Raw genomic sequence first — 19756 nt, forward strand, 5'->3', positions numbered from 1 at the left:
AGTATCCCAAAATTGGGTTTAGGAACGAATGAGATAGAGCAGCGGGAACAGGTAGATCCAGATCAAGTCGACCAAGTGCCAGTAAAGACCGACGTAATCGACAGGACCAAAGTACTCGCCGCTGAAATCGCCACGGATCGAGCGGACGAGCAACCATCCGATCGCGACCATGCCAAACACAATATGGAAACCATGCAACCCGGTCATCATGTAATAGATGCCGAAGAAGATCTGTGTATTGCGTGGAGCATCGAGGAACTGCTCGGGACCGCCATGGCCGTGTCCATGGGAATCACCGTGATCTGATGCATGCGTGTCGGCGTGTTCGCCTGGATGCTCGTCCTCGTGTTCGGCTTCGGCAACTGCATGTGCCTCTTCCGCCTTATGCTCGGCTTCTTCATGTTTTTCAGCCGCAATCGCCTTGTCGTACAACTCTTTGTTGTGATCGCTCTCGTCGGGATGCTGCAGCTGATACATGACGTTCGATCGGCCGGTATACAGACCAATATCGAACTTGTGCGTGTATTCAAAGTACTTAACGACGAGGAACACACCAGCGAGTGCCAGGGTAGCGCTGAGCATAAAGACCAGCAGTTTCTTCTGGCTAAGCTGAGCGGCACGAACGGCCCAAGCCATTGTTAAGCTGCTCACGATCAGCACGACCGTATTGATGGCACCCATCGTCGTGTCGAGCTGCTTGTGAGCGTACAAGAAGACTTCAGGGTGGTTATACCGATAGATCAGGTAGGCACAAAAGAGCCCGCTGAACATCAGAATTTCCGTGAACAGAAAGAGCCAGATGCCAAGCTTACCCGCATCGAACTGCTGCTGCATCGTTTCGAAGTGGTGAGCCTGGAAAGGACTGTGACCGTGGTGGTCACCATCCTCATGGTGGGCCTGATCTTGGGTTTCGACGGCGGCGCTCATAGGGCAATTTCGTTTCTAATCGTCGTCACGTTACGTAATGAATGGGATACAGGGGCTTGCTTAGTGGTGATCCGCCGCAGGCTTAGGTGCGTTGGGATCTTTCACGTAGCCGCCAATCTGGGCATCGTATTTCAGACCGCTGTAGTCGTAGGGGGAATCTACGTGCGGTGCGTGTTCAAAGTTGTAGTATGGAGGTGGGCTGGTGCAGGTCCATTCCAAGGTGGCAGCACCCCAAGGATTGGCCGGTGCTTTACGTCCCTTGAAGAGCGAGACAACCAGTACAACAACGGCACCAACCATGCCAACACCGAGCATCAATGCACCGATCGTCGAGAGAACATGGTAAATCTGGTACTCTTCGACATAGGTTGCGTAACGACGTGGCATCCCGCGTGAGCCCATCACGAACTGCGGCAGGAAGGTCAGGTTGAATCCAAAGAAGACCACCGCACAGAACAGGCGTCCGAAGAATTCGTTGTACATCACGCCGAACATCTTAGGCCACCAGTGATAGAGGCCACCAACGAAGGCGATCACGGTTCCACCCATCATCACGTAGTGGAAGTGAGCGACAACGAAATACGTATCGTGTAGGTGAACGTCGGTTGCCAAAGCACCCAGGAACAAGCCAGTCAGACCACCGATGGTGAACAGGAAGATGAACGACAAGGCATAGCACATTGGCGTTGCCAGGTTGATATTCCCTTTGTACATCGTCGCGGTCCAGTTAAAGACCTTGATCGCCGATGGAATCGACACGCTAAAGGTCAAACCGCTGAAGATCACCGCCGCCATCGGGCTTTGACCACTGACGAACATGTGGTGACCCCAGACGAGGAAACCCAACAGAGCGATCGCGATCGAGCTGTAAGCGATAAAGGTGTAACCGAAGATCGGCTTGCGGCTGTAAACCGACATCAGTTCGCTGATGATCCCCATCGCTGGAAGAATCATGATGTACACAGCCGGGTGCGAGTAGAACCAGAAGAAGTGCTGGAACAAAACCGGGTCACCACCCATGCTCGGATCGAAGATGCCGATGCCCAGGATGCGTTCACCCATCAGCAAGAGCAGCGTGATACCGAGAACTGGCGTGGCCAGAATCTGAATGATCGCCGTAGCGTAAATGGCCCACATGAACAGCGGCATCTTGAACCAGGTCATACCTGGAGGACGCATGGTGTTCACGGTGACGATGAAGTTCAAACCGGTGAAGATCGAACTGAAACCGAGAATGAACGCACCGATGGTCGCCGCGATCACGTTGGTCTGCGTTTCGATACTGTACGGAGTGTAGAACGTCCAACCGGTATCCAACCCGGTGGTAACCAGGGCAATCAAGAAGAAGATCGCTCCAAAGACCCACAGGTGGAAGCTGGCCAGGTTCATCCGTGGAAATGCGACGTCCTTCGCACCAACCATCAGCGGAAGGACAAAGTTGCCCAAAGCTGCTGGAACGCTAGGGATGATGAACAAGAAGGTCATCACCGCACCGTGGAGCGTGAACAACTGGTTGTAATTGTCCAGCGAAATCCAGTCGCCAAACAATCCGTTGGGAACCATCAGGTGCAGTCGCAGCAAGAGGGCCAACACACCGCCTAGGAAGAACGATGCGAAAATACCAACGAGGTACATCACCCCGATCCGCTTGTGATCGAGGGTAAAGGCCCACGACATGAAGCCCGACGAACTAGTCAAATAGTTCGAGCTAGGGTCGTCGTTATGACCGCTATCAATATGTGTTTCTGGTGTAATCGTGGACATGGCTTGGCTGCCCTATGCAAATTTCTACTTAATTGACTTCAAGTAGGCGATGATCGCCGTGATTTCTTCGTCCTTGAGCAACTGCGGCGTGAACACGGTCATGCCAGGCTTGCGTCCGACGACGATCTCGGAATTCGGTTGACGTATCGACTGACGTACGTAGTTTTCGTCCATCGTAACGGTGATGGGAGAACTGGAACCGCGGGGAAGAACTTGACGCTCCTTGCCCCATTGTTCATTAAGCGGCGGGCCTGGGTATTTGGCGGAGTTGTCACCAGTCACCGAGTGGCACTGGGCACAACCCTTGCGCTTGAACAGAATCTCGCCAGCGACTTCGGGTGGATTGTTTTCCAGAATGTTGGCAGCCTTCTCGGCCCATTGGTCGAATTCGGCCGTCTCGTGAACAAAGACTTTGCGGTGCATCACCGAGTGCTGTTGGCCACAATATTCCGCACAGAAAAGGCGGAGTGGTTCGTGAGCACTTTCATCCAGGCCGCTGCCCGTTGTCTGTGTTGCTCGTGCCCAGGTCGACGTGTAACGGCCTGGAACGCAGTCCATTTTGATGCGGAATGCAGGGATGTAGAAACTGTGGAGCACATCCTGAGACTGCAACAGGAACTTGACGTCACGATCGACGGGAATATGCAAGTCGCTCGATTCAGCTCCATTGGGATACTTGAATACCCAGTTCCACTTGCTCGCAACGACTTGAATTTCGTACGCATTCTCCGGTGCTTCTCGAACGTTGAGATACCCCGTGAAACCGAAGAAGAAGATCACGCCGACCAGGATCGACGGAATCACACTCCAGGTAATCTCCAGCGTTTCGTTATGCGATGGAGAGGGCATTTCGGTGTGACCCGGGCGCTGATAATACTTCAGGACGAAGTAAACCATGAAGCCGATGATCAACACAAAGAAGAACAACGACAGGTAGTAGATGAAGTCAAACAACCCGTCGACACTTCCAGCGACCGTCGACCGCTCGGGCGGGAAAAACATCGTATCCGCCAGGATGGAAAGCATGGTTGAACCTATTTCTGGGACCATCTCGTCTCTGTCTTATTTCGTATTTAAGTCGCATTGGACGGAAGGTGTCCGTCCATTGAACTGGAATGGAAATTCGCGTTTTCGTTGGCTGTTCTGCGGCGTAGGACCCAGAACGGAATCAACCCAATCGCCAGGCAAGCCACCGTAGTGAATGCACCTAGCTGCATCAATCGGACCGCCTGGGGACCGTAACGACCGGCCGTTTCGTCGTACATAAAGCACGTCAGGATGATCTGATCGACGGTCGTTCCAATCTTGCCTTCGCTCGCTTCGACCAACGACAACCGCAAGGTTGGCTCGTCGAATTGAACGCCGTAAATGTAGCGAGAGATTCGCCCGTCCGGCGTGCACAACATCAGCACGGCGTTATGGGCATACTCTTTTCGCTCGGGGACAAAGCGGTATTGAAATCCGGTCGCCTTGGCAACGGCCATGATCGACGTGACGTCGCCTACCAAAAAGTGCCACCCTTCGGCCGTGCCTGGGCGGTCATATTCCTGGTAGTACCGCATCCGTGTCTTACTTGCTCGCTGGTACGACTCGCGTGGGTCGATGCTGATCGACACCACGTGAAAATCTTCCCCGACGCTGGCGTCCATTTCGCTTAACGTTCTTACGAGTCCGTTAAGCTGCTGCTGGCACAGCATCGGGCAGTTCGAGTAGTTGAGCGACAAAATGACAGGCTTCTCGCCGTCAAAGTAGTCGCCCAGGCGAATCAACGCACCGCGATCATCCGTGAATGGTGTTTCGAGGGGAAGCAATTCGTTTAAGTGCTCGGTCACTCCGAGTCCATCGACGGCGTCGGGAGTCTCATTCAGCTGAGCCTTCACCGAAGTGGCCAGTGCCAGGCAGAAAATTACTGCCCACGTCCAACGAAATGTCCCTAAACCTCGCATTCGATCCGTGTTTAATCCCGTGAGGGGTTAATTCGATTCGTACTTGTCTGCAACAACCTTCATGGCCTGCTCGATAGGCATGCCGATGGTCTTTGTTTCTTTATTAACCCAGCTGTATCCGTCGTTCAGCTTGGCTTTTTGAGCACTCACGATGCTGTCTTCAACCTCAAGCTTGACGTTGACGACCTTCTCTTCGTACTGCTGTTTCTCGAACTGCAGGTAAGCCGCTTGCAGTCCAATGATGCAGATGAATGTGACCGCCGCGCTGACGAAGCCAACCAGAGCAATCACTGGAGTGTTCATGTCGTCATACATCGGAAGGTCCGACGCGGCGAGATCATGATGCTCTGTCGTCTCGACGACAGCTTCATTTACTTCTTGTTCGGGAGTGTCTTCAGTGATTTCCGTCATCAAATCACCTTATTAATGATTCTGAAGTGCCAGCGATTCGCTCAGGCGTGGATCCTTAACAGGAACCAACGGCTTATCGGTGGCGAACCAGATCAGCGAACTAATGTATAAACCGCCAATTCCGACGATACAGCACAGGTCAATCAGGCCAAAACTCGGAGCGGCCGTGCCGTGGGCAACCTGGGGCATCACAATGTAGTAAAGGTCTACATAGTGCATGACCAGAATGAATACGGCCCACCCGGTCAGGATGTACTTGTTGCGACGAATGTGTCGCGACATAACACCGAAGAATGGGATGAAGAAGTGGCCGAAGATCAACATGATCGCCACAATGGCCCAACCATTTTCCTGGCGACGCAGGTACCAGCCGGTTTCTTCTGGAATGTTCGCGTACCAGATCAAAAGGAACTGGCTGAAAGCGATGTATCCCCAGAAGAGGGTAAAGCCAAAGGTGTACTTACCCAGATCGTGGTAATGCTCTTTGGTTACGATTTCAGCCATCTTGCCATCCTGCTGGAGGAGGAAGATGACAACCGTCATGAATGCGAAGAAGCTGAGCGCACTTCCGGCAAAGAAGTAAACACCAAAGATCGTACTGAACCAATGCGGGTCGAGTGACATCAGCCAGTCGAACGAAGCAAAGGTGACCGTCAGTGCAAACAGCACAACGGCCAGCGAGCTCCACTTCTGAAGCTTCAAGGTGATTTGCTTATCACCGTTACCGTCCTGAGCCAGGGAGTTCAGGAAGAAGTAGCGGGCAATGCAGATCCAGGTGGCGAAGTAAACAATCGCCCGGATCGTGAAGAAGATCGGATTCAAGTAAGGTGACTTGTGAGCGATCAGCTGATCATACTCAGCCGAGGCTACGTCCCACTTTGCCGGGTCATTCCACTCGAATAACGTGTGGCTGCCGAACAATACGGGAAACAAGATCACCAGAAACAAGATCGCCATGGGGATCAGGTTCTGGCTCAGCAGTTCCGCCACGCGTCGAACAACGACACTCCAGCCAGCCCGACTCAGGTGGTGGATCGGCACGAAAAACAACGCGCCGAGCGAGATGCTCAGGAAGTAAACGAAACTGGTCAGGTAGGAATGGAAGAAGTAGGAAGAGCTTTCCTGCGTCATTCCAAGAGCCATGGCCAGCAGCAGCGCCAAGACGCCAACCGCCATCGCGACCAGTCGCACCGACTGCCAGGCCGGATTGAGGCGGATCGATTCGTCGTCCGTCACTGTGATCGTTGGTTTGTGGTGACCGCCCATTGCTTACTGACCTTTAATTTCCAATTCTTTCAACTCAACGGCTGGAATCTCTTCCGGCGTACCTGTTCGCGTCTTCTGCAAGGCTCGAACGTACGTCACGATTGCCCAGCGATCCTCAGCGGGAATCTGGTCGCCGTAGCCTTTCATCTTGCGGATACCGTGCGTGATGGTGTTATAGAGCTTGCCATCAGGCTGGGTAAGCAAGTAATCGGTGTGCAAGTTGGTTGGAGGAATCCAGGTAGGCTGCTCCAACTGAATCGCACGCTGTGAAACCAACCCGTCGCCATCGCCTGCCAGGCCGTGGCACACGGAGCAGTAGATGTTGTAGCGGTTGCGTCCGCGTTCCAGGGTCGATGCGGTAACGGTGATCGGTGCGATCTTAACCCAGTTTGGTTCTGGTTCCTCAGGCTGAGCCGGAGCTTCGCCCTCGGCGGGCTTCTCCTCAGCGGGTGCTTCTTCCGCTGGCTTATCTTCAGCCGGTTTGTCCTCTGCTGGCTTTTCTTCGGCCATTGGCTTATCAGCATCTGGCTCGTCGGCAGCAGGTTTATCTTCGGCCGGCTTTTCGTCCGCTGGTTTCTCTTCTTCAGCGGGCTTGTCGCCGCCTTCTTTCGGCGTCTCTTCATCTTGCAGGAAGATGACGTTTTGCTCGCCGATTTCAGGAACGATACCGGTCAACATGATCGGGTCAACCCATTCGCCTCGAGCGACGGTGCCTGGAATGCGAGGACGCATGGTGCGACCGTCGGCAAAGACAGGGCTAACCGTTTGCGTGTCGCCACGAAGCTGGATGTCCATGTCACGAATCGGATTGATACGCGGCACGGTCGAAGTCTGGTAGTAGGCTCGCCACAGCAAGATCGGCGGAATCAGGGCGACGACCGTCGCACCGATACCAACAAACTTGATGATCTTCGGCAGGTCGGCTGGGCTTGGATCTTCGAAGACTTCGATGACGCCGGTTTGTCCAGTGCAGCCATCAAGCAGATCGCGAGTCTTGTTGGGCTTATATTTTTCGTCGTTGACGTCAATCGTCAGGAAGAACTTGTCGTCGGTTGCCCGAGCGAACTCAGGAACGCGGAACAATGGATTCGAGAAGGTTGGCAACTTGTTCAGGAACAGCATCCCGATGAACACGGCGAAGGCCGCATGCAAAATGACCAACTCGAAGATAACCGGAATGTTGGCCGGCAAGCTCCAAACTGGTTTGGCCGAAATGATAAACGGATACCATTCGGCATTCGTGATGAACTGCAGACCGAGACCGGCGAATCCACCCATGATGCCAAGCGTTAGGACGATCCATGGCAGGATGGTCGGCTTAATCCCGAGAGCTTCGTCGATGCCATGCAGAGGGAAAGGCGTGTAGGCGTCGGTCTTGGTGTAACCAGCCTTTCGCACTTTCTCGCACGCCGCCAACAAGGAGTCGGGGTCGTCGAACTGCGCCATCAGCCCGATCAGCTTGGGTTCCGTGTTGTTCGTATCTTCTGACATCTATTTAAGGCCCTGCTGGATATCCAGGGAATGGAATCACTTAGGAGTTATTGATCTGGGTCGTCGTGAAAATCGCCGTGAGGGTTGATCGGTTCTTCCGGCGTGTGATGCGGGAATGGCATGACCGATTTCACTTCCGCCATGGCAACAATCGGACCGAAGCGGACGAACAGCAGAAACAGGGTGAAGAACAACCCAAAGCTGCCGATCAGCATTCCATAGTCGACCGGTGTTGGCTCGAACATGCCCCACGAGGAAGGCAGGAAGTCACGGGCCAGCGAAGTGACGGTAATCACGAAACGCTCGAACCACATACCGATGTTCACGAAGATGCTGATCACGAACATCAACCACGGCGTGGTGCGACAAACTTTAAACCAGAACAGCTGCGGGCTGATCACGTTGCAGGAAACCATGATCCAGTAGGCCCACCAGTAGGGACCGAATGCACGGTTGACGAACGCGAAGCCTTCGTACAGGTTGCCACCGTACCAGGCGATGAAGAATTCCATCGCGTAGGCGTAACCCACCATCGAGCCAGTCGCCAGCAGAATCTTGCAGACGTTTTCCAAGTGACGCAGCGTCACGACGTCTTTCAGGCCGAACCATTGGCGGGCAGGAACCATCAGGGTCAGCACCATCCCGAACCCAGAGAACACCGCACCAGCGACGAAGTAAGGTGGGAAGATCGTGGTGTGCCAACCGGGAAGTTGCGAGACGGCAAAGTCGAAACTAACGATGGTATGCACCGAAAGAACGAGTGGGGCCGCCAGGGCAGCGAACAGCGTATATGCTTTTTCATATCGCGACCAGGCACGAGCCGAACCCGTCCAGCCGAGCGACAGAATCGAGTAAACGATACGAAGGATCTTGTTGTTGGTACGATCTCGCAGGGTTGCCAGATCCGGAATCATGCCGGTGTACCAGAAGATTAACGAAACGGTCGCGTACGTCGAAACGGCGAACACGTCCCACAGCAGCGGGCTGCGGAACTGTGGCCACATGGCAAGCTGCAAACTCGGCAGTGGGAACAACCAATAGAAGACCCAGACTCGACCAATGTGAATGGCCGGGAAGAGGCCAGCACACACGACTGCGAAGATCGTCATGGCTTCCGCGAAGCGGTTGATACTCGTACGCCAGTTCTGACGGAAGATGAACAGAATGGCGGAAATCAGCGTTCCAGCGTGACCGATACCGACCCAGAACACGAAATTCACGATCGGGAAGCCCCAGTAGACGGGGTTGTTGTTACCCCAGACACCGACACCGGTGAAAACCAGGTAGCCGACCAAGGCGCCCAACATGCCCAGCAGGCTTAACGACACAAGCATGCCGATATACCAGGCGATGGGAGTCTTGCTCTCGTTGATGCCGCACACCAACCGGGTAATCGAGCCGTAGTCGTGCCCGCCAATCACAAGCGGCGTCCGTCTGCCCGGATCGTCGATCGTGGTGTCAATGACTTCGTTTACGGTGGCCATTCGTACTCTTGGTTATGTGAACTTTGGCTGACTGCTTAAGGAATATGGGGAACGCACGAAAAGCAATTAGTGCTTCTCTTCTTCTTTCTCATGGTCGTGATCATCTTTGTGATCACCGTCGGCATGCTCGTGGTCATGGTCTGACTCGGCATGGCCGTGTCCATGATGGTCGTCGACTTCCGGAGCCAGCCACGGATGTGGGTTGGTGATCCGAGCCAAGTAACGTGTGCGAGGCTTGGTATTCAGCTCGGCGAGCATCGAATACGAACGCGGATTCGCGTGAGCCTTGGCGACATCGCTTTCTGGATTGTTGAGGTCGCCGAACTCGATCGCGTTCGACGCACAAGCTTCCTGGCAAGCGACTTGAATCTCGTTGGGCCCAATGGCTCGACGATCGGCCTTGGCTTCGATCTTCGTGTTTTGGATACGCTGCACGCAGTAGGTGCACTTTTCCATCACACCGCGGTTACGCACGGTAACCTCGGGGTTGAAGATCAGCTTGGCCAGTTCCTGGTTACCGGCTTCAAAGCGGTGATCGCTGGCACGCCAGTCCAGGTAGTTAAAGCGGCGAACCTTGTACGGGCAGTTGTTACCGCAGTAACGCGTACCGATACAGCGGTTGTAAACCATGTCATTAAGGCCTTCGTCGCTATGGACGGTCGCAGCAACCGGGCAAACGCTTTCGCACGGAGCTGTTTCGCACTGCTGGCAGGTAACCGGCTGCGAAACTGCCTTCGGGTCTTCCATGTCGCCGCTGAAGTAGCGGTCGACGCGAATCCAGTGCATTTCGCGACCAACCGAGACCGCTTCCTTACCGACGATCGGAATATTGTTTTCCGACTGGCAAGCAATCGTACAGGCATTACAGCCAGTGCACTTGGTCAGGTCGATCGACATACCCCAAGCGTGGCCGTCGTACGATTCCTTCATCCACTCTTGTTCTTCCCACAGGGATTTCAGTGGTGGATGGTGAACGACGTGCTTGGCGAAGTCAGGATGATGTTCGTATTCTTCGACGGTGCCTTCGCGAACCAGTTCGGCGACGCGGCGGCCGATCTCTCGCATGCCTAACAGGTCGATTGCGAAGTGATCTTGGGTCGTAGCCAGTCTGAACTCTTTGCCCGTCGGCTTGACGGTCACGTCAGTGGCCAGGTTCATCGTCGCTTTGGTGCGAAGCGGACCGACGTCCACGCCGACCGGAGCGACATCGGCCTCGACATCACCGCCGACGGCACCTGCGTGCGTGCGACCGTAGCCAAGCCCCACAGCCAGCGTGCCGTGTGCTTGACCTGGTTGAATGAACACAGGCAGGGTGACCGTGTTGCCATTAGCCGAGACTTCCATCAACTCAGCCTGATTGACGCCGATGCTTTCGGCCGTCTTGGGGCTGATGGTGACGACGTTGTCCCAGGTCACCTTGGTGATCGGTTCCGGCAGTTCCTGCAGCCAACCGTTGTTGGCAAAGCGGCCGTCATAGGTGCCGGCACCAGGATGGAAGATCAGTTCGTAGGCGTCACCGAGGCCGGCTCGCCAGGTGGAAACCGAAACGTTGCCCAGTTCCAGCGATTCGTTGAGCGTGACGCTGGCGGCCTTCGCAGCCGAGTCGGCGATGAATCCGTCGTGTAGAACCTTGGTCCAGGCAGCATCGGTGACCGAGCTGGAGAACGAGGTGGCGACGGTTTGCTTGACGGCTTCCAGTGTTTCGCTGATCGGCGAACCCGCAATCAGGCTGAGGAACTCGACCGGATCTTTCGTCTTGAAGATCGGCGTGATCAGCGGCTGGGCGATGCAGAAGCTGCCATCGTAGGCGAGTGCGTCACCCCATTGTTCCAGACCATGCGAAGCGGGCAGATGCCACGTGGATAGCTTCGAGGTTTCGGTCTCGTAGTCGCCGTAGTAAACCTGGGTGTTGGTCTTGTCCATGGCGGCAACGAAGTCGACGTCAGCAGGGGCGTCATAAATCGGGTTACCACCCAGGAAGATGATCGTGTCGACTTCACCAGCGTTCATGGCGGAAGCTAGATCTTCGATCGTGCCAACGTTATCGCGAGCCAGTTTGGGCTCTTCGATAAAGGTGACCGTCTTGCCGAGGTTTTCCAGCTTGCTGTTAATTCGCCAGATGCGTGCCTGAGTTTCTGCATCGAGCGACTCACCACCGACGACCAGGCTCTTGCCCTTGTGGCTGATCAAGTCGTTCACCATGGCCGTGACGACGATGTCGATCTTCTCGGCTGGCTTCTCTTTGGTTTCACCACTTTCGAGAGCTGCGTCGAGCTTCTGTTCCAGATCGGCGACAAAGCTCGGCATCTGCGAAGCGGCAACAGCCAGACGGTGATCGGCAGCAATGCCGGTAACCGTGAAGCGACTTTCAACAACATAGAGACGGCTCATGGGGCCATCTTCAGGAGCACGACGCTTGGCGAAGCCCTGATTGTTTACACCGTGGGTCGCATGGTCACCCAGGACATCGGCACTCAGGTCAACAATGATGTCGGCCGATTCAAGATTCAGCAGAGGACGCAGCTTCTTGCCGAAAGCCAGTTCGGTTCCCAGCGTGCTGTTGCCAGCGATCGATTCGTACTGGAACCACTTCGCTTGTGGGAACTTCTTGGCCACTTCGTTCATTTGGCTGAGAACGGTTGGCGAAGTGTTCGTCTGGTGCAGGATGGCCAGCTTCGACGAGTTGCCGCCTTCCAACTTCTTGGACTGCTCTTTCCACCAAACGGCGAATTCGTCCCAAGATCGCTGATTCGAGGTGTTACCTTCTCGAATGACAGGATATTGGCTGCGATCCGGATCGTACAATTGCAGGATCGTGGACTGGGCGTAGGTGTCCGCACCAGCAACCATTGGATGCATCTGGTTGCCATCGACCTTGATCGGGCGACCGTCGTAGCTAGTGGCCACAACTGGACAGGCCTTGCCGGCGACCGAGAGAGTCGTGGCGAATTTTTCAGGCTTACCCGGGATGCGACCTTCAGGACGACGCGAGAAGGGAGCGATCTCTTCTTCCGGATAACGGAAGCCAACCACTTCTTCTTCTGGGTAACGGCAGCCGGCGGCACCTGTGGCCAAAGCCATCGAGGCACCCATCAACTGCATCCAGCGACGACGCGGCATTCCCGTGGGGGCCACTTCGGCAGCTTCCGGAAATTCTTGTTTCAGAAACTGCTCGAATTCAGGAGTTCCCTCGAGTTCGCCGAGGCTACGCCAGTATTTCGGTTTATTGTTCTCAGGCATTATCGATGACATGTCGAGCAGTTGGTCGATGGGTTAATGTTCAACTCTTCACGTAGCTGCTTGCCGAGGAGTCGCTTCTCTTCTTCCGACATAGCGTTGCCGCCTGCCTCGGTACCCCAAGCAAGATTCGTGACTTCGTCAGCTGGGCGAATGTGCGAGTCTGGATCGCGATGGCATTCCAAACACCATGCCATGGAGATGGGCTCGACAACCTGAACAACGTCCATCTTGTCGACGCGGCCGTGGCACTCGACGCACGAAACGCCTTGAGTCACGTGAGCACTGTGATTGAAGTAGACGAAGTCAGGTAGATTGTGCACCCGCGTCCAGTCGATCGACTCGCCGGTGGCCAGGCTTTCTCGAACTGGCTCCAGGGCAACGCTCGTCGAGTGAACTGCGGCATACTTCGTTGCACCGCTCGAGTCCGCACCGCTGTGGCAGTTGCCGCACGTTTCGGTTGGAGGTACTGCCGCATGACCGGCCTTTTCGACCGTGTTGTGACAGTAGCGACAGTCCATTTTTAATCGCCCAGCATGAAGCTTATGGCTGAATGGAACTGGCTGCTCCGGGCGATAACCCCGATTTAGAATCTCGGGCGAACTGGTGACAAAAAGCACGGATCCACCGTAGGCGGCCCCAACGAGGACAACGCCAAACATGAGTGGTACGAACTTATTTACCCATCTGGGAAATAGAAAGCGGTCCATGTTTTCTCAGTCGTTAGTGGTCTCGCAAAGAGACACGGCGACAGAAAATTGCTTAACCCAAGGGCCGACAGGAGCTAGGCATCCGGCCAGAACTCAAGCAAAGCAGATTGTTGTTAATTGCAACGTTGTAAGCGATAAGTAGCGGTCCAAGAGGAGCTTCAACTCATAGCTATCAGCGTGTAAATCGTAAAATAACCACCACTTTCGCACGACGTGACAATAGGTCGCACTAGAATGGGGGGTGTGAATTAAATTCACCTTAAGGAGCAAGCTTCTTCAGTTTTCTTTGAAGCGTTCTCCGGGGGATATCTAACAGTCTCGCCGCTTCCGAGAGATTGCCACCGCAGTCGTTGAGGACCCGATGAATATGCTCCCACTCGGCTTCGGCCAGGGATTGCGGATTGTAGGATTGGCCGGTTGATTCCGGCGCGGCTGCCTCTTGGTTATCGAAAGCAGCCAATATCTCATCCACGTCCGCAGGCTTGGTTAGGTAGTTAACCGCACCCAAACGTACGGCTTCAACGGCATTGGTGATGCTGCCGTAGCCTGTCAGGATGACTGCCTGCGTTAATGGAGATACTTTAAGAAGATCTTTGAGAACTTCAATGCCCGAAGTCTCTGGCATCTTCAGATCCAAGACGGCTCGGTCAGGTTGAGCCTCATGAGCCTGTGAAACCGCATCCTCTTTTGTCTTGGCGGAATAAACGTCGAAACCACGTGACGAGAACGCCCGGGTCAATCGGTTCCGCAAGATATCGTCGTCATCGACGAGGAGGATTGTAGGTCGCGACATGGTCTCGCCGATTCCGGAATGCGTAGCTAGGTACTCACCTGACTAATCATGGCGGCGTCAGAACACTGACTATAGGAAATACCGAGGGAAATTCCTATCAGTCACCGCGAGAGTTCGGCGGGGTTTTTTCATTATTTGTTGGTGCGATACGAGGAATTCGCACGATCACCGTCGTTCCCTGTTCAGGGATCGAGTCGATGTTGACGTCTCCACCAAGCTTTTCCACGACGTTTTTCGCGAGGAACACACCCAGGCCCGTTCCAGAACCGGGTTCTTTCGTGGTGAAGAAAGGTTCGCCGATACGTGCCAGGATATGAGGTGGCATGCCGGCACCCCGGTCGCGGATCGATACGATCAAACTGTCTTTTGTTGAACCGAGATTCAAATGAATCGACTCCTTGGCTGGCGTCGCGTCGAGGGCATTCTTGACCAGCCCGCGAATTGCCTGCGAAAGGAGGTGCAGCGGGGCGTTGATCTCGACCTCGGGGATATTCCGATCGACTTTGATACGACTTCTAAGCTGGATATCGATCCTTTCGGTCACTTCTTCCAGTAGCTTTCCCGCCGTAAAGCGAACAATCGGTTCTCCCGTCGCTTGGCCGGCGTCGGTTGACATCTGATCCAGGATGGCCCGGCAACGATCAAGCTCGCTACGAATCAGCGAAATGTCTTCCTTAATCTCCGTCGCTACTTCAACTTGTGCCAGTTCTCGCTGCACTTCCTTGGCAACAACAGCGATGGTGGCCAGGGGCGTCGATAACTCATGGGCTGCGCCTGCCGCTAGAGTACCCAAGGCCTCTAATTTCTCGCTGCGAGCTTGTTTCATCTCGTTCAAGCGGAGGCTTGCTTCTTTTCGTTGTAGTTCGACGTTCAGGCGCGTTGTGAAGTACACAACAACCATGGCACAAGTAACTAATGCCACGGAGGTTCCTGCCAGTAAGACATGAACAGGGATTGTGCTCGCTGCCAGGTTTTCGATCTGCCAGCTGCCCAAAACTTCAAAGGGATAACTCGCCAACAGTAGTAGACCGATGCATCCGACGGTTACGAGGGCCAGGATACCGGTGTTCTTGGGGGTAAGCACAATGGCGGCCAGGGCGAGGTTTACCAGGTAAAACACAGCAAACGGGTTGGTAATACCGCCTGTGAAGTACAGCATCGCGGTGAGAAATCCCAGGTCCATCAGCATGACCGCGAAGAGAAGCGTTTCCCAAGCGGTCAGGCTTTTCAGATCGCGCGATCGGAGCGACTCAAATAAATAGGTGAGCAACAGATTGCTGCTCGCGGTTAGGAAGATGATGCTTGCCAGTGGCTGCCAGCGAATCTCGATGCCCAGCAGAAACATGGCCGTGGCGATCGTGATCCATTGACCGAACGCCGCCACCCATCGCAGTTTGATTAGCCAAGCCGTGTTGATCGTCAGTCGTGCCTTGCGCCCTTCCAGAAGGTGCGGCCCGTTATCAAAATGGGAGGTTTGCGGCATGAGGCGGGTAGCCGGCTTGTGGGTTAGAAGCGAAAAATAGAAGTAAATATGGCGATCCCTGCCTGAGGACAGATTAATTGATGAACGAAATCGCTCAAGATCCCAATGAATTGCGACTTTCGAGATTTGGGCTTAGCTGCTTTCTAGCAGTTGTGGTCCTGATGCCGCTTTCGATGCTGATTTTCCTGTGGGTTTCCCTTCCCAAGAAGTCTGACAACCCGCTTCCGATCACCATTCGCGTCGCGGAAGTCGACTCCCAATTAGCTGTTATTTTGAGGAATGAATCGGATGGGCCGCTCGCGAATATCGGGATTACGCTCAATGACGCGTTTCACTTCTATAGCAAGGATGAGCTTCCCGGCGGACAGGAAATGACGATCGCGCTAGGTGCTTTTACGCGCAAGAATGGCATTCCATTCGACCCCGCAAGCCATCAACTGACGGAAATCGGTGTGTACGCCAAACTCGAAGACAATTCTCGTGGCGTTTGGGATCGACATTCGGACGAGCTTTTACAGGAACTTCAGGCGTCTCCTGAGGAACCCAGCGAGAGCGAACCCGTCGGGAATTGATGATTTTTCCGGCGGAAATCGGCAAAATCCCTCCATCCGCACGCAATTTTGTCCACCCCGGCGACTAGCCGCCTAGGAGAATCGTGGACGTTGAGACATGATAGAGGTTTACCCCTCGTTCGATTAGGCGGCCCTTGTAGGCAGGATCATGCACCAAACCGACAACATCAACGTTCACCGAATTGAAAAGCTGGCTCCACCCACGGAGATCAAACGCGAATTTCCGATCTCTGAGGCAGCCCAGGACTTTGTTTTTGATTCGCGCCAGCATATCCAAAAGATTTTGGCCGGGGACGAAGATCGCCTGATCGCCGTGGTTGGTCCGTGCTCGATTCACAACGTCGATATGGCCATCGAATACGGCAAACGCTTGAAGAAGCTTTCCGACCAGGTTGCCGACACGATGCTCGTCGTCATGCGAGTTTATTTCGAGAAGCCACGTACGACGGTTGGCTGGAAGGGGCTGATCAACGACCCACACCTGAACGATACGTTCGACATGGTCGAAGGTTACCGCTTGGCTCGGAAGCTCCTGATGACCCTTGCCGAGATGGGAATCCCGGCCGCCAGCGAAGCTCTGGAGCCGATCACGCCGCAGTACATCGCCGACTTGATCTCGTTGGCTTCGATTGGTGCTCGGACGACCGAGTCCCCCACGCATCGTCAGATGGCCAGTGGATTGTCGATGCCAATCGGATTCAAGAACGGTACCGACGGAGACTTACAGATCGCCCTCGACGCGATGACGTCTTCCAACGCTCCTCACAGTTTTCTGGGTATCGATCCTGAAGGAGCCACCTGTGTGGTTCACTCGAAGGGGAATCCTTGGGGTCATTTGATTCTGCGTGGCGGACGTTCCGGCCCAAACTATTCGCGGGAATCAGTAGCCGAAGCGATTGCCGCTCTGGAAAAGAGAAACCTGCCGGCTCGCCTTTTGGTTGACTGCAGCCATGGTAACTCGCTGAAGGATCACACGCGTCAAGCGGGTGTCTTCCGTGATGTACTCGATCAGCGAATGTCCGGCAGTCGGGCGATCGCAGGCGTGATGCTGGAAAGCAATCTCATGCCGGGCAATCAAAAGCTGACGGACGATCCAAGCAAGCTCGAATATGGTGTTTCGATCACCGATGCATGTATTGGTTGGGACGAGACGGAAGAACTGCTTCTAGAAGCAAACGAACGTCTTAAGTCGCTGGTCTCTGCCTAAGGCGACGCTCGATTGTGTCTCAGTTCGTCCCACTCGCTGCGATAACTGACCTTCCCGATCAAGGAGGAAGGTTAGTCGTGGTGGACGATCAGTGGATCGGGCTCTTTAATACCGACGATGGTATCTTTGCCATCGATGCGATGTGCCCTCATGCCGGGGCCAATCTCGCGAAGGGAAGCGTTTGCGAGGGCATCGTATCCTGCCCCGTTCATCTGTGGCGATTTCGACTTTCCGATGGAAAGTACCTGGATGCGGATGCCGATCGCTTCAACGTTAAGACGTACAACGTGCGCAGCGAGAACGGGCAGATCTTGGTGGAACTGCCAGCCCTACCCACTTCGATACGGCTCATTTAGCATTCTGAGACCGGCCAGTTGCTACTCAGAATTTGCTTTCTTCACGGCATCAGTCACTGCCAGGTGAAGCGCACCGTTGGTTGCGATGATGCCCTGGTTTTCCGAGAGCAGTGCGCCGCGCGAGAAGTCGAGCGGATGGCCGTGGATATCGGTCACCGTTCCGCCTGCTTCTTCGATGACAAGTGAGCCTGCCGCGTGATCCCAAATTTTCTCGACGTAGCCAGGCTTTGTCGGGAGACGAAGGTAGATTTCTGCCTCGCCTCGTCCAACTACGGCATACTTAGCTTGGCTATCGAGACGAACCGGTTCACGCGTGATTCCTAGTTCACTGGCGATGTCCAGCGCCCAACTGTGATCACTGTGACCTGATTCAACCGATTCGCAGAAGCGTGCGTCGCGGCCGATGATGCAGCCCGACGTGGAAATGCGAGTGCGGTCGGTGGGATCGGAGAGTGGCGAAACATAGGCACCTTCGCCGCGAACGGCCGTAAAGAGGTAGCCAATTTCGTCACTTTCAATCGTGCCGAGGTTCGGACAGGCCAAGGCCGCGACCTTCACTTGCCCGTCGATCAGCAAGGCCAAGGCAATCGCATACTGTTCGTTACGCAGGAAGCCCTTGGTTCCGTCAATCGGGTCCAGGGTCCAGGTTCGTGGAGCTGGATCGCGAGAGATACCCTGATCGATCCATCCGAGTACTTGCTGCTCGGTTGCGTCGGGGACGACCTTGGCAACTTCCTTCACCACTCGATTAAGCACCGAAACCTGATCAGGGAGACGTAGTGCCGCCGAGTCTTCTTCGGCGATCATCGGGTCGTCGGGGAATGCTTCCGAAATCGCTTTGCAGACGACGGCCTGACTACCAAAGTCAGCGACCGTGACCGGGCTGCGGTCGTTTTTGGACAACTCCGCAAAGTCTTCAGTCGACTGGATGTGGCGGCAGATCTTACTGGCTTCAACGACGGCATGAACGGCGACGTGAAGTTCCTCGGTGTATTGGCTATCGGCCATGGGCTGCAATTCAGGGGCTAAAGGACGTCCTTGCAGATCTTGGCTGGTCAGCCTACGATCGGCGGTTCTACTTGTTTACCAAGCAACTCCATATTTTAAAAAGTCTTACCGACGTTTCACAACACCCCACAGCTGACCGGCGGATAACCCGATGCAGACATACGAAGCTCAGTGCGTTCTCGATATTCAGGCTACGCTCGGAGAAGGACCTTCCTGGGATGCCGCGACCGGGAAGCTGCTGTGGGTTGATATCGAAAACAGCCTGGTGAATCGCTTTGATCCAGTGAGCGGAGAAAATGAGACCTGGACGGTCGAGAAAGAGTGCAGTTTCGCGATTGCGTCCTCGAAGGGGGATATCATCGTCGGCACGCGAGATGGCATCGTGCGTCTGGATCCTGAGTCGGGGCAGATTACCCAAGTCGCCAATCCAGACACGAATTCGGATACCAACCGCTTTAACGATGGTAAATGTGATCCCAAGGGAAGACTGTTCGCCGGCACGATTTCTGATACGCGTACACCTGGCGACGCTAACTGCTACCGCTTCGACAGCCAGTTTAACTACGAAACAGTTGTCCCCGGAGTCGTAAACAGCAACGGCCTGTGCTGGTCGCCTGATCACAAGGTGTTCTATTACATCGATACGGCTACGCGAAAGATTGACGCATTCGACTACGAAATCGAGACCGGCGAGATTTCCAACCGCCGCACCGTAGTCGATATTCCCGAGTCGCTGGGAATCGGCAAGCCTGACGGAATGACGATCGACAGCGAAGGTCTGCTGTGGACTGGAATGTGGGGAGGCGCCTCGGTTTGCCGTTGGAATCCACAGACCGGGCAGCTGATCGGGAAAATCGAGCTTCCCTGCCCGAACGTCACTTCCTGCTGCTTCGCGGGCGAAAACCTCGATCAGCTCTATATCACAACGCCTCGCAAAGGTCTCAACGACGACCAGCTCAAGCAGTTTCCGAAGGCCGGCGGTCTCTTCCTTTGCGAGCCGGGGGTGAGCGGAGCGGCGACATTCCCATTTGCTGGTTAAATTGATTTGGCAAGATCTGTATACGTATGTATACTCTCGGGTGCCGTTATCAATCTTTGAAG

At 54.7% G+C, this 19756-nt stretch carries 17 protein-coding genes; 4 read left to right on the forward strand and 13 right to left on the reverse strand.

Going from position 1 to position 19756, the window contains the following annotated elements:
* Positions 1-18 precede the first annotated feature (18 nt).
* The 12 genes from PSR63_RS19365 to PSR63_RS19420 form a co-directional block, all read right to left on the reverse strand.
* Positions 19-927 (reverse strand): cytochrome c oxidase subunit 3 family protein, encoded by a 909-nt coding sequence (locus PSR63_RS19365; protein WP_274327326.1) that lies wholly within the window; start codon positions 925-927, stop codon positions 19-21.
* A 60-nt stretch (positions 928-987) separates the two neighbouring features.
* Positions 988-2691, reverse strand: coding sequence for a cytochrome c oxidase subunit I (locus tag PSR63_RS19370; RefSeq protein ID WP_274327327.1), 1704 nt, complete (start codon positions 2689-2691; stop codon positions 988-990).
* 24 nt (positions 2692-2715) lie between these two features.
* Positions 2716-3717: a cytochrome c oxidase subunit II gene (gene coxB, locus PSR63_RS19375; protein WP_274327328.1), complete on the reverse strand. Its 1002-nt coding sequence runs from the start codon at positions 3715-3717 to the stop codon at positions 2716-2718.
* A gap of 47 nt (positions 3718-3764) precedes the next feature.
* Positions 3765-4637, reverse strand: coding sequence for an SCO family protein (locus PSR63_RS19380; RefSeq protein ID WP_274327329.1), 873 nt, complete (start codon positions 4635-4637; stop codon positions 3765-3767).
* Between the two features lie 27 nt (positions 4638-4664).
* Positions 4665-5048 (reverse strand): hypothetical protein, encoded by a 384-nt coding sequence (locus PSR63_RS19385; protein WP_274327330.1) that lies wholly within the window; start codon positions 5046-5048, stop codon positions 4665-4667.
* A gap of 12 nt (positions 5049-5060) precedes the next feature.
* On the reverse strand, positions 5061-6314 hold the full coding sequence (locus tag PSR63_RS19390; protein WP_274327331.1) for a quinol:cytochrome C oxidoreductase: 1254 nt from the start codon (positions 6312-6314) through the stop codon (positions 5061-5063).
* Positions 6315-6317: 3 nt separating this feature from the next.
* The gene (locus tag PSR63_RS19395; RefSeq protein ID WP_274327332.1) at positions 6318-7805 is read right to left on the reverse strand and encodes a quinol:electron acceptor oxidoreductase subunit ActD; all 1488 of its coding nucleotides are present in this window, start codon (positions 7803-7805) and stop codon (positions 6318-6320) included.
* A 47-nt stretch (positions 7806-7852) separates the two neighbouring features.
* Positions 7853-9289 (reverse strand): NrfD/PsrC family molybdoenzyme membrane anchor subunit, encoded by a 1437-nt coding sequence (gene nrfD / locus PSR63_RS19400; protein ID WP_274327333.1) that lies wholly within the window; start codon positions 9287-9289, stop codon positions 7853-7855.
* A 66-nt stretch (positions 9290-9355) separates the two neighbouring features.
* The gene (locus PSR63_RS19405) at positions 9356-12541 is read right to left on the reverse strand and encodes a TAT-variant-translocated molybdopterin oxidoreductase (protein ID WP_274327334.1); all 3186 of its coding nucleotides are present in this window, start codon (positions 12539-12541) and stop codon (positions 9356-9358) included.
* Positions 12529-13188, reverse strand: coding sequence for a cytochrome c3 family protein (locus PSR63_RS19410; RefSeq protein ID WP_274334212.1), 660 nt, complete (start codon positions 13186-13188; stop codon positions 12529-12531). Before PSR63_RS19410 ends, PSR63_RS19405 begins: the two co-directional genes overlap by 13 nt.
* Before the next feature lie 307 nt (positions 13189-13495).
* On the reverse strand, positions 13496-14029 hold the full coding sequence (locus PSR63_RS19415) for a response regulator transcription factor (protein WP_274327335.1): 534 nt from the start codon (positions 14027-14029) through the stop codon (positions 13496-13498).
* Between the two features lie 97 nt (positions 14030-14126).
* Positions 14127-15512, reverse strand: coding sequence for an ATP-binding protein (locus PSR63_RS19420; protein ID WP_274327336.1), 1386 nt, complete (start codon positions 15510-15512; stop codon positions 14127-14129).
* A gap of 80 nt (positions 15513-15592) precedes the next feature.
* Here PSR63_RS19420 and PSR63_RS19425 point away from each other — a divergent pair, with 80 nt between their 5' ends.
* The 3 genes from PSR63_RS19425 to PSR63_RS19435 all read left to right on the forward strand — a co-directional run bounded on the left by PSR63_RS19425 (position 15593) and on the right by PSR63_RS19435 (position 17647).
* Positions 15593-16084 (forward strand): hypothetical protein, encoded by a 492-nt coding sequence (locus tag PSR63_RS19425; RefSeq protein ID WP_274327337.1) that lies wholly within the window; start codon positions 15593-15595, stop codon positions 16082-16084.
* 148 nt (positions 16085-16232) lie between these two features.
* Entirely contained in the window at positions 16233-17291 is a 1059-nt protein-coding gene (locus PSR63_RS19430) for a 3-deoxy-7-phosphoheptulonate synthase (RefSeq protein ID WP_274327338.1), read from the forward strand.
* 14 nt (positions 17292-17305) lie between these two features.
* Entirely contained in the window at positions 17306-17647 is a 342-nt protein-coding gene (locus tag PSR63_RS19435; RefSeq protein WP_274327339.1) for a Rieske (2Fe-2S) protein, read from the forward strand.
* A 21-nt stretch (positions 17648-17668) separates the two neighbouring features.
* Here the strand turns inward: PSR63_RS19435 and PSR63_RS19440 are convergent, their stop codons facing one another.
* Positions 17669-18655 (reverse strand): 3'(2'),5'-bisphosphate nucleotidase, encoded by a 987-nt coding sequence (locus tag PSR63_RS19440; RefSeq protein WP_274327340.1) that lies wholly within the window; start codon positions 18653-18655, stop codon positions 17669-17671.
* 151 nt (positions 18656-18806) lie between these two features.
* On the opposite strand from PSR63_RS19440, the gene PSR63_RS19445 reads away from it, so the two are divergent.
* Entirely contained in the window at positions 18807-19694 is an 888-nt protein-coding gene (locus tag PSR63_RS19445; protein WP_274327341.1) for an SMP-30/gluconolactonase/LRE family protein, read from the forward strand.
* Positions 19695-19756 lie beyond the last annotated feature (62 nt).

It is taken from the genome of Bremerella sp. P1 (assembly GCF_028748185.1).
GTDB lineage: Bacteria > Planctomycetota > Planctomycetia > Pirellulales > Pirellulaceae > Bremerella.